The sequence below is a fragment of the Nostoc flagelliforme FACHB-838 genome (genome assembly GCF_014698065.1).
In the GTDB taxonomy this organism is placed as follows: Bacteria; Cyanobacteriota; Cyanobacteriia; order Cyanobacteriales; family Nostocaceae; genus Nostoc; species Nostoc flagelliforme_B.
Genome location: NZ_JACJSI010000207.1, coordinates 1 through 10,482, shown reverse-complemented (window position 1 = coordinate 10,482; position 10,482 = coordinate 1). Strand labels below are relative to the sequence as shown.

The following is a 10,482-nucleotide window of genomic DNA, read 5'->3' as shown; positions in this document are numbered from 1 at the left end:
TGCTTCCAATACACCAGCTTTTATTACAAATACAAGGCATTCGGAATCAGATTCAAATAATACTTATGTACTAGTAATTGGCGCTCGCATTGTGCCAGTTGCGTAAGTCCTGTTTCAGATGCAATGGCGTTTTTGGTGCTGTTAGTTTGAAAATCATTATCTTTCATGACCACAACTACTCCCAAGCTTAATAAAGCAATCAGAATGAAGTTAAAAAGACGAGAGGTTTTCATAGTCCGTATTTAGAAAGAAAAAGTAGTTCTAACAGTTCCTATATAAATCGTGTCGCTATTGGATTTGTGTTCTGGATTAGTAATTACTAATAAACTAGGGGTAATAGCAATATTGTCGGTAGCTGGAAAACGGTAAAACAATTCTAAATGCCAAGAATTAGCTTCGTCTGTAAACTCTCTGCCGTATTCGTTGCTAATAACTTTCGGCGGTTGACCAATGACAATACCAGCTAAATCTCCATCTTTCCCTGCATCAGGAAAGGCAAGGGTTATTGCATAGTTAAAAATATCTGCTGTTGGTTTGCTTGATAAATCTTCGGCTGTAGCTTGTGTAAAACCGACCCAACCTCCAAGATTAAAATGACGATTCAATCGCCAACTTCCTTGGACTCCATAAGAATTGGCAGTGATGCGATCGCTATCATTATCAAATGGGTCGTTAGCAAGTTCGCTTCCAGTCCCCGTGCTGATATTATTGTATGAGCGCACATAGGTTAAACCAATTTCCGCATTTTTTATCGGTTCCAAGGTCAACTGGGCAATTGCACTGTAAGGACTTTCACTAATTCCCGCTTCAGGATTGTTAGCACGATCAGCAATATAACCAACACTCAAGCTGACAGCATCGCTAAATTCGTAATCTATTCCTACTCCTGTACCAAAGCCTTGACGATAAATCGGGTTACGTCGTCCAAAACGAGAAATTGCACCACGGCTACTGCTGCTAAAAAAGGGATTAACAACACCAGTAAAATCATTGAGTTCTCCCGCCGTCGCTTCAATAAAACCTCTGGCTTGTTTGCTAATTGGGAAGCGATACTCTAAACGGCTGATTTCTAATTCATTATTACTATCTCCATCAAACCCTAAACGAGCCATTGCAGTACCTGTAACTCGATCGAGTGAAGGGGTATTTCTGGCTTGCAAACGAATTCTGAGACGATCTTCACCTGTGAAGCTAGTATCAAAGTTCAAACGGACTCGACTACCAAGAAAAAAATTGTCATTGATGGGTTCATCTGGGTCATCAGCTTTATTTGTAGCAGTGAACCCTGCGATCGCAAATATCGCTTCTCCCCTAAACTTAGTAGTTGTGGAAAATTGCCGTGTTTGTAATTGAGTTGTCTCCACCTCCAAGTTGTCAACTCGTGTCTGTAAGCTATTTAACTCGCCAGCAAATTCTGTTTGTAACCGCCGCAAGGTAGATAAATCATCTTTCGCCAACTGATTATGATCTGCGGCTAAAAGTTGATTTATACTGAGCAAACAAGCATTTAAACTTATTGCAAATTCGTATCGGGTAACAACTCGTTCGCCTGCATAGTTACTAAAATCAGTAATGCAACCATAGCGTTTGACTAAAGATTCCAAGGCTTGAAATGCCCAGTCAGTGGGTTTGATATCTGCTAGCTGAGAAAAGCTGGTCATCTGGGCTAAGGAAGAGTTTTGCTGATCGGTAACTGCAAAAGCCTTTCCTGTTAGCACCAGAGTGACAGCTAAAATTACTGAACCTAGCTTGAAAACTTGCAACATTACAAATTCTCGCACTGCCCCTCTTTCTGCTTGGCGGTATTATTACCACCTGTGGGAGAAGGATCGTTGTCTTGACACTGTAAATTGTTGCCTATCTGATTGGAAGAAATTATGATACCACCACCATCTTTATTGCTTTTAGCTTGCAAGTTTCCAATAATGGTGTTACTTGCGACCCTAATTTCGCCAGTGTTGCTTTCGAGTTGTAGATCGCCTGTAATAGTGGCTCCATCAATAGTAACTTCTACCCCCCTACGCAGTAAAACATTGTTACCAGTACGTGTATCGGAGTTGATATCAATTTTGTTAGCACCTTCGCTTTGAATACTGCCAGAAATATTGGCTCCATTAACAATCAAAGTGGCGCGAGACTTGACTGTAACATCACCTCTAATGGTTGTACCGTCAAGGGAACAGGAGGCACCATCCGGTACAATTAAGTTTCCATCAATTAGTACATTACCAAGTGTTCTCCGGCATTGTGTATCTTCGGACAAAGCCACAGGTGTACCAATCAGCATCGATGATAAAGATAGAACTGCGGCAAATTGTGAAATTACAATTTTTTTCATGGTTTTCTCCTTAGTTAAGATGGTTTATTTTTTAAGCAGACAAAACTTTTTCTTCGCTGTCTTGAAATAACCGTGCGGTGAGGCTATCACTGTTGAGCAGCACTTCTGGAGAGCCTTTTTCTATTAACCGTCCATTCTCTAAATACCAAATCACATCGACGGCGGCGAGACGTTCTTTGCGGTGGGTGATAATTAATACTGTGCCTTTGTGTTCCGCCAGTACGCGGTCTACAATGGCTGTAGCTTGGGCATCTAAATTAGCATCTACTTCATCAAGCAGTAATAATGGTGGATTGCCTAGAATTGCCCGTGCTAGTGCGATACGTTGGCGTTGTCCGGCTGATAAAGTCTTGCCACCCTCAGAAACTTTGGTTTCCTCACCTTGAGATAGTTCTGCCAGCACTTCATCAATGCCGCAAAGTTGCCAAACTCTGGTAATTTCCTCAACGGGAGCATTGCGCCAGCGATAGCGGAGATTTTTAGCAACAGTTCCCCGCAGTAGGGGTAAATCTGGGCCAGCCATGCCAATTGCTTGTCGAACTGATTGTAGGCTGTGTTGCGCTAAATCCTGCCCATCCAAGCGAATCACACCTTCATCTGGGTCAATCAGACGTGCGGCTAGAGAAATTAAGGTGGACTTACCAGCACCATTCGGCCCTACTAAGGCAACAATTTGGCCTGGTTGGGCGATCGCACTTACTTTGTGCAATGACCCCTCTAAGCTGACACCATCAAATTCTAAACGTCCGTTCCCTAATTTGAGTTCAGGAGCATTTGCCTTTTGGGTGACTAAAGAAGGAGTGTCCAGAAATTGTTCCACCTTTTGCAGTGCTACCCGTGAGTTGTGCCAGTATTCCTGTACTCGGCCCAAATCTCGCAGTGGGGGAACTAAAAGTCCGACAATCGTCATTGCCGCTACGACTACACCAACAGAAGTTCGACCAGCGGACACTTCCAGCGCCCCTACGATCAAAGCTGCACCAGAAGCGATCGCGGCGGTTCCTTCTGTAATTCCCCGCAATTGACCAGCTACCATTGCCCGATCTACCATTGCCTTCTCTAAACGCCGACTTTGGCGAGCAATGCGTTTTTTCTCTCGTTGCGACTGCCCAAAAACTTGCACTACAGCAATAGAAGCAACTTTTTCATTAATATTTGCCGCTAGGTTACTCAACCGCCGTCTCGACTCTTGAGCAACTGACTGCATTCGTTTACCCAGCTTGAGGGAACTTAAGCCACCGATTGCCAAGACTAAGCCAACAGTCAAAGCTAAAGAAGTACTGACAATCGATAAAGCTGCTAAAGAGGCGACAGTTGTAGTCAGAGCTACAGTTAACCGCGCTAAACCTAAGCTTACCCACTGACGGAGAGCAGTCAAATCACCCACGAAGCGCAGCATGACTCCTCCCTGACTGCGATTTTGCAGAGCGCGAGGCGCAAGGCTCATCAAACGCTCGTATAAAATCATCCGAATTTCGTAGGCGTAATCTTGGCCGATCCGTTCAGCATCGGCTCGTTCTAGTACACGAAGTAAGGCTGTGACAATTGCTGCTGCTGCCAAACCCAACCCAATCTGCCACAGCAGTTTGTTATTTAAACCAGGACTGACAGTTGTAATCAACTTGTCAAATGCCATCTCTACTAGCAAAGCATTTGCAACAGTAGCAGCAGCCTGACAAAAACCGTTAATTACCAAGCGGGTAAGGAACCAGCGACGGTTGCCACTAATTGCACGAGGAATCTGCATCATATCTCTGTGGCAATTAGTTGGTACTCACCTGCTGAGTCAGCATTAAATCAGAAAGAGGGCGAGGAGATGGAACAACTAATTGTGTTGCTTTTATACTTTCCAATAAATCTGTCGCTTGTTCGCGCAGCATTTGGATATCGAAAATCGGTAAATTTATGGCTTTTTCAGTTTCACGTGTAGCTAACGGAGATGCACTTACCAAACCACTAACTGCTAAGACGGGCAGATTAAAGCTTTGCAACCATTCTATGCCTGCGGCTGCTCCTAGAGCGCTACCAGTGGCAAACAAAACACCATCAATAGCCTCGCGGAAGGCAACAGAAGAAACTAATGCTGATGTTTCTTGTTGATACAATCCATCTGCTACCTCTAGCACGATCGCATCTACACCCTCTGCTCCTAGATAATTAGTCAGAGTATCTAGAATTCCTTCGATTTGTTGAGGGGTAACTCGATAAGTGGAGGGAAACCCAGCATGGGTGAAATCTAAAACTAAGCTAGCTCCGGCATCGCGCATCAGCCAAATGTCTCCATCTGCCCCAGTCCCAGTAATTTTGGCGGCTCCTACTTTCATACCTGCATTGACTAAGCCCTTAATCAGGTTAGCTGCTGTAGTAGTTTTACCTGAATTCATCGATGTGCCGACAACAGCTATTGTGCAAGGACGCTGGCCGATATAGCTAGTTGGCGGTAAAGCCCAATCTGCAATGTTGATCCGTTTTCCTTGTTGATCGCCCAGCAAGCCAATAGGAGTGATGGCTGTGGGTGGTTTCATTTTAACGTGCCCTGATAAGACTTTTGCTGCTATGCCACCTGCTGCTGCAAGATTACATGGTGACAAATCTTCGGGAATCTCCGCTTCAAATTGATCTGGAGCGTAACGATTACCGTAGCAAATGACTATTTCGTCGCCGGGAAACATAATGGCTTTACGACTATCGCAGAGTTCGAGACGTTCGTGCTGTCCTGTTTCATCTACTCTCGCTAATACTAAATCACCACATTCAGGTTTTATTTCTCCGGTAAGCAGTGTAGCGATCGCATTTAAATCTACATGACGTGTAGTGTATGCTATTTTTGCTTTAGCAAGTCTATTTAGTTCTATTTCCGAAATATTCATTGAATTTGCTCCTGAAATGCTTGAAAATTTTTCTTGAGCCAGAATTTTCATCGACTCTAAATTACAAAAACTATGAGCTATAAAGGATAAAGAAATAAAATTTAGTGGTATTTTTCCCATCCTTATAGATTCATTTCTAGTTTTAAATTTTCAGCATTTTCTTTGATCCCCCTATTGTTTTTTAACTCTTCCTAAAGAAATACTCCTTTAAGAATAGATAATTAAATTTTTGATTAGCAAACAATCTTTCCTTTGATTGCTATTATTAAGTTTTACATATCAAGATTAATTGAAGTTAAAAAAAAGATGAGAAAATTCTTATAATCCCAACCCGTAACCCATACCTCTAACTGTTTCTATAAATTTGTTGCCTAACTTCTTGCGGAGATAGCCAACGTAGACATCAACAATGTTGTTACCAGGATCGTGGTCATAGCCCCAAACATGACTGAGGAGTTGTTCTCGGCTGAGGACTTGTCCAGGATGACGTAAAAAAGTTTCAGCTAAGGTAAATTCGCGGGCCGATAATTCGATGAGGCGATCGCCTACTTTTACTTTCCGGGTACGCAGGTCAAGGACAACATCATTTATGCTAAGTATCATTTCATCTTTGTGATCGGGTGAGTGGCGATCGCGCAACCGCGCCCGCACCCTAGCTAAAAGTTCTTCAAATCGAAATGGTTTAGTAACATAGTCATCAGCTCCTCTTTCAAAACCGTTGACTTTATCCTTCACATTGTCATGAACAGTAAGAATGATGATAGGCAACTGCTGTCCCTGCCCGCGCAACTCTTCTAAAACTGTCCAGCCATCTTTGCCGGGAAGACCAATATCAAGAATCAGCAGGTCAAAATTATCGCTGTTAGCCATGAGAACAGCTTTTTCACCGTCTTCGACTACATAGGTAGTAAAGCCATTAGCTTTAAAACCTTTCTGTAAAAAGCTAGCAATGCGAGATTCATCTTCAGCAATCAGAATTCTTTTCATGTAAAAATACCTCCTGTGGCGGTTCTAAGGGAAGGATTAAAGTAAAAGTAGCTCCACCCATCTGCCGACTAAAGACTTTGATCGTTCCGCCGTGAGCAAGGGCGATCGCCTTTACAATTAATTGCCAATCCCAAGCCAGCACCATCAGAACAGCGACCGTTAGCTCCACGCGCAAAGCGCTGAAAAATCCGTTTTTGGTCGTTAGGGTTGATGCCGTTACCAGTGTCACGTACCCATAAACGCACCCGACCTTTTTTCAGGGATGAACCCAGTGCAATTACATCTCCCTCTTGAGTATGCTGAGTGGCATTTACAGTTAAATTCATAATTGCCTGCGTCAGCCGTTGTCGATCAGCTACAATGCGACCTGAAGCTTTTGCCTCCAACCGCCAATCTCGAACGCCTAAAGCTTTAACTTTGGCGTATAGTTCTTCAGTTAACGAACCAATTTCTACAGTTTCCAAATTTAAAAAATCTGGTTGCTCTGCCTTAGCTAGTAACAATAGATCATCGACAAAACGATTCATCCGATCTAGTTCGTCGGTGACTAATTCTAATGTTTCTCGTCGCTCTTCGGGGTCATCACCTACACTCAATAGTTCTAGATGACCCCGGATAATCGTAATTGGCGTTCGTAGTTCATGGCTGGCATCGTTGATAAAGTCTCTTTGACTAGAGAAAGCGGCTTCAAGCCGTTGCACCATGTCGTTAAACGTAACAGTGAGTTCGGCAATTTCGTCTGAGCCTTGTACAGGAATGCGCCGACTGAAGTCAGATTCAGTAATCGAGCGAGCCGTTTCAGTTAGTAGACGTAGGGGGGAAAGTACCCTTCCAGCTACTACCCAAGCTAACAACGAAGCTGCAAACAGTACGGCTATGGTTACCTGAGTAACGATGATAATTGCCTCATTCACTTCTTGATTTTCAAGGGCAGTAGAATGAACTACTACCATCACCCCACGGTTTTTTTCCTTGATTACTGGTTCAGCTACATAATAGATGAGAGTACCAGATAAAATGATGTGTTTACCTTGCTTGGGCTGGGTCAGCCGTGCCCAATAGTTTAATAATTCTGAATCTAAATATATAGATTTTGGGATAACTTTAGGGTCTGACTTATAAAATTTACCATTTAAGAGTGCAATGAAATACTCGTTTTCGTCAGGAAAGTTACGAGACAGGTATTTATCAAAGATAGAAATTACATCATCTCCAAATGGTTTACCTGTAGCGGGGTTTGTTCCCTGAACAACTTTTTTAAATTCTTTTAATTCTTGGGTTAGAGAGTCTTCTATACGTTTTTCTTGACGCGCAAAAAAAGCATGACGAATTACTAAGATTGATACTATGGCAGACAAAGCCATCAGCACCACATACCATATCAAGATACGTGCGCGAACGCCAAACAACTTCTTATACCATTTAGAGAATGAATTTATTTCTTTCACCAGTTAATCGTATTCTGTAAGCAATATTTAAGATGATGTCATCCAGAAGCTTTTGGATATGATCCTAAGTAAGAGAATGAAATTATGTTGCATATTGGATGAACAGATTCATCACCCCACTGGGATAGCAAAACAATTTTTATAGTTTTTAGCTAAGTATTTGTACGATAAATTTACGGCCGTTACAGAACCTATTTCAATTAATTATTTCAATATCTACTTAACCCTGTTCTGTCACTTTCGGAAAACAAAAATCATAGCTAAACATTGGAACCTTTATCTAGTCAAACTTTGAACCTTTCTTTTTTAATAGAAACTAAAATTTCTAGCCAAAGGCTGAAAAGTACAGATCCGAAAGGCTTTCAGGGATTTGCTTTTCCTAGTTTGACATAAGAGGATTAAGATAACAACTAGAATAAGATGATTTTAAGATTAAATTGAGACTAATAACATATTATTTGCTTGCTAATAACAGTGCTTGATAAATAGTATCACTAAAAAAGCTCAATTTATGACACTTTTCTACTTATAGTTACTAAAGAAACAACGGATGCGGTCAAAGTTTCGTCAAATTAACATACCACTCTTTCCGCTCGTTGCAGAAGGATTTTTAAGCTAATCGTCATTTAAATTGCACCATTTTTATGGTGATAAAAGCTGCAAACCCTCTCCCCTGCTCCCTGCCCCCCTGCGATCTCAATGTGCAAATTAAATGCTTAACAGCTTATCACGCCTCAGCTTTGGCTTAATTAGCTTTGCGTTACCTCTGTATGCTGATCGCCTACAGATGACTAGCTGACTATTACGCAAGTTGGTTTTCTAATAGCGCTTCCTGGTCTAATCCTCGCTGGCTTTTTATGAAGTACTTGGGCAAAAATCAGGCAGCAAGAGAGCGGCAATGTCAAGGGCGATCGCCGCTAGTGACATCACGCTCATATCCGGTGACTTACGAAGCATATTTCAGTGGTTACGAATGCCCTACGTCTGCGTAAATTTCAAGCTAAACCAGTAGCATAAGGAGGTAGCAAATGTTGAGTAAAGTAATTCCTTGGCGTTTGCTGTGGCTGACTTACTTAGCTCGTTGTTCTCCCGACTCAAGTTGTGAACAGGTTTTAGCACCTCATGAGTGGCAAGTCCTCTATGCAACCATTCATCACCAACTCTATCCTCATACAGTACCACCGACCCTCGCTCAAATTGTCGATTGGATTGCTCGATTGGGTGGGTTTTTAGGTCGTAAAAGCGATGGCTCTCCTGGCGTAAAAGTTCTCTGGCGTGGATTGAGTCGATTACATGATCTGGTTGAGGGTTGGCTTGTTTGTCACTCTCTCAATAGTTAATTATTGCTTCATCTTCTCGTCAGTTTGTTCTAGTGTTTTTGCTCTGACATTCCCGAGCATTAGTTTTTTACGCCGAGGTAGTTATGAGATCATCATACTTTTTGAAGTTCTGTTGATTCTCATGTCCATTTTCCAGAATAACTGGTGCTTTTTTCATCTTCCTCCTCTTATGCATAGCTACTTACTTCTGTCAAATTTTGTGTTAAGAAATATGCTTATAATGGATAGGCCTCCCACAGCGCACCACCAAAAACTCCCCTGGTTCCCAGTAGTCCTTCACTGCTTCGGGTTGCCATTGGCGGGAGATAAGATTGTAAACTTGGTGCGATTCCTTGCTTAGTGAATCACGGTAATCAGTCCGTACATAACTAAGCCAGCCTGACAGCAGATCACTGTTATTAAGGGCTGAACTCTCGGTCGGATGCAAGTGTAAGTCTTGCCATTCAGACTCAGAATTGACTCCTTATCTGCCCACACCGAACAAGCTTGGTTCTTGTAGAGTGAAGCTCTTAACTGGGCGCAATCAGACGACCGTTGCGGGTTGACACTGGCGCTAACAGGGAGTTCCTATGGTGAAATCGGGTCTAGAAAAGCAACTTACAATCAAACAGGGCGTAACAAAAAAATCCCTGATTTCACTGGAGAACTAATTCCCGCCGTTCTTCAAGTTAGAAACGGTAAGAGTCCTGGGAATCCAGTAGTTGAAATGACCACACCTAAAGGAACAATCAATCTCTCCGAGGGAACGAATAAAAACTAATTGTGGGTCTTGAGACAGTCGAATCTCAGGTAGACCAGACGAGCGGAGGAATCCCCACAGTTAGCGTAGGACCATCAGTGAGAGGTTAGAGTGATTGCACATTTGTCAAGAGGGTGCAGGAAAAGGAGACAAATCCAGCTTGGAGACTGGTTTTCGTAGCGCTTTGACAACCCCTAAATCTTGATTTTCTTTTGCAGCAAAGTACTTGATTGGGTCATCCGCCTTACCTTTGTCATAGGCGACACTAAAGTGATATAAACCACGAAAAATCATCTCTAAAGAAATGCGGTCAAATGGTAGAGATAATTCGTCTGCAACCGCATCTCCCAAGTCAACTAATACTGCATAAAAGAGCCAAGTTGCCCACACTTGTAGCTTCACACCATTAATAGAACCAGTCCATAAATACGACAGTCCCAATAAACGTTTGACCACATAGAAAGCTTCTTCAATCCTCCATCTTTTCCGATATAAGTCAGCAACAAGGTAGGGAGGTAATATTTGCGGGTCTAGGACAGAAGTAATGTAAGAATAGCTAGTTTTACCGACTTTTATTTCAATTAGACGTAAAGTCAGTACTGGTGGGCCACGACGAATAGTACCAAGTTGAATTAATCGGTCTTTAAGCGAGTGGTCATAGCTAAAAATCTTTAAGTATTTAATAGATGCTTTAACTTTTAAACGTGTAATAAAATGAACTTTTTGGTTAATAAGTTGTTGCAAAAATTGAAAATGATAA

At 42.3% G+C, this 10,482-nt stretch carries 9 protein-coding genes and 1 pseudogene; 3 read left to right on the top strand and 7 right to left on the bottom strand.

Translation table 11 applies throughout. The annotated features are described in order from the left end of the window. Nucleotides 1-242 precede the first annotated feature (242 nt). The 6 genes from H6G97_RS37410 to H6G97_RS55610 all read right to left on the bottom strand — a co-directional run bounded on the left by H6G97_RS37410 (nucleotide 243) and on the right by H6G97_RS55610 (nucleotide 7,643). A complete protein-coding gene (locus H6G97_RS37410; protein WP_190945762.1) occupies nucleotides 243-1,766 on the bottom strand; it encodes an iron uptake porin in 1,524 nt (507 codons plus the stop codon). Next, complete coding sequence (locus H6G97_RS37405) at nucleotides 1,766-2,338, bottom strand: hypothetical protein (RefSeq protein ID WP_242055818.1); 573 nt, start codon at nucleotides 2,336-2,338, stop codon at nucleotides 1,766-1,768. The genes H6G97_RS37410 and H6G97_RS37405 overlap by 1 nt, the downstream gene beginning before the upstream one ends. Nucleotides 2,339-2,369: 31 nt before the next feature. Then, nucleotides 2,370-4,088 carry an ABC transporter ATP-binding protein gene (locus H6G97_RS37400; protein ID WP_190945761.1) on the bottom strand — a complete coding sequence of 573 codons (1,719 nt, stop codon included), beginning with the start codon at nucleotides 4,086-4,088 and terminating at the stop codon, nucleotides 2,370-2,372. A gap of 13 nt (nucleotides 4,089-4,101) precedes the next feature. Further along, complete coding sequence (locus H6G97_RS37395; protein WP_190945760.1) at nucleotides 4,102-5,208, bottom strand: molybdopterin-guanine dinucleotide biosynthesis protein MobB; 1,107 nt, start codon at nucleotides 5,206-5,208, stop codon at nucleotides 4,102-4,104. Nucleotides 5,209-5,526: 318 nt separating this feature from the next. After that, nucleotides 5,527-6,195 carry a response regulator transcription factor gene (locus tag H6G97_RS37390; RefSeq protein WP_190945759.1) on the bottom strand — a complete coding sequence of 223 codons (669 nt, stop codon included), beginning with the start codon at nucleotides 6,193-6,195 and terminating at the stop codon, nucleotides 5,527-5,529. A gap of 68 nt (nucleotides 6,196-6,263) precedes the next feature. Then, nucleotides 6,264-7,643 carry a sensor histidine kinase gene (locus H6G97_RS55610; protein ID WP_338421926.1) on the bottom strand — a complete coding sequence of 460 codons (1,380 nt, stop codon included), beginning with the start codon at nucleotides 7,641-7,643 and terminating at the stop codon, nucleotides 6,264-6,266. Between the two features lie 857 nt (nucleotides 7,644-8,500). Between H6G97_RS55610 and H6G97_RS55015 the strand changes: the two genes are divergently transcribed. From H6G97_RS55015 to H6G97_RS37375, 3 genes are all read left to right on the top strand, one after another. Further along, nucleotides 8,501-8,635: a hypothetical protein gene (locus H6G97_RS55015; protein ID WP_277883392.1), complete on the top strand. Its 135-nt coding sequence runs from the start codon at nucleotides 8,501-8,503 to the stop codon at nucleotides 8,633-8,635. A 36-nt stretch (nucleotides 8,636-8,671) separates the two neighbouring features. Next, nucleotides 8,672-8,983, top strand: a complete 312-nt coding sequence (locus H6G97_RS37380; protein ID WP_242055817.1) for an IS4 family transposase — start codon at nucleotides 8,672-8,674, stop codon at nucleotides 8,981-8,983. 541 nt (nucleotides 8,984-9,524) lie between these two features. Beyond that, nucleotides 9,525-9,743 carry a hypothetical protein gene (locus H6G97_RS37375; RefSeq protein WP_190945758.1) on the top strand — a complete coding sequence of 73 codons (219 nt, stop codon included), beginning with the start codon at nucleotides 9,525-9,527 and terminating at the stop codon, nucleotides 9,741-9,743. A 117-nt stretch (nucleotides 9,744-9,860) separates the two neighbouring features. Here H6G97_RS37375 and H6G97_RS37370 read toward each other — a convergent pair. Then, a pseudogene (locus tag H6G97_RS37370) lies at nucleotides 9,861-10,482 on the bottom strand (transposase); the annotation flags it as partial.

Bases quoted from the DNA above. Each gene is read 5' to 3' on its own strand.
- H6G97_RS37410 (WP_190945762.1), bottom strand. From the start codon at position 1,766: ATGTTGCAAGTTTTCAAGCTAGGTTCAGTAATTTTAGCTGTCACTCTG.
- H6G97_RS37405 (WP_242055818.1), bottom strand. From the start codon at position 2,338: ATGAAAAAAATTGTAATTTCACAATTTGCCGCAGTTCTATCTTTATCA.
- H6G97_RS37400 (WP_190945761.1), bottom strand. From the start codon at position 4,088: ATGATGCAGATTCCTCGTGCAATTAGTGGCAACCGTCGCTGGTTCCTT.
- H6G97_RS37395 (WP_190945760.1), bottom strand. From the start codon at position 5,208: ATGAATATTTCGGAAATAGAACTAAATAGACTTGCTAAAGCAAAAATA.
- H6G97_RS37390 (WP_190945759.1), bottom strand. From the start codon at position 6,195: ATGAAAAGAATTCTGATTGCTGAAGATGAATCTCGCATTGCTAGCTTT.
- H6G97_RS55015 (WP_277883392.1), top strand. From the start codon at position 8,501: ATGAAGTACTTGGGCAAAAATCAGGCAGCAAGAGAGCGGCAATGTCAA.
- H6G97_RS37380 (WP_242055817.1), top strand. From the start codon at position 8,672: ATGTTGAGTAAAGTAATTCCTTGGCGTTTGCTGTGGCTGACTTACTTA.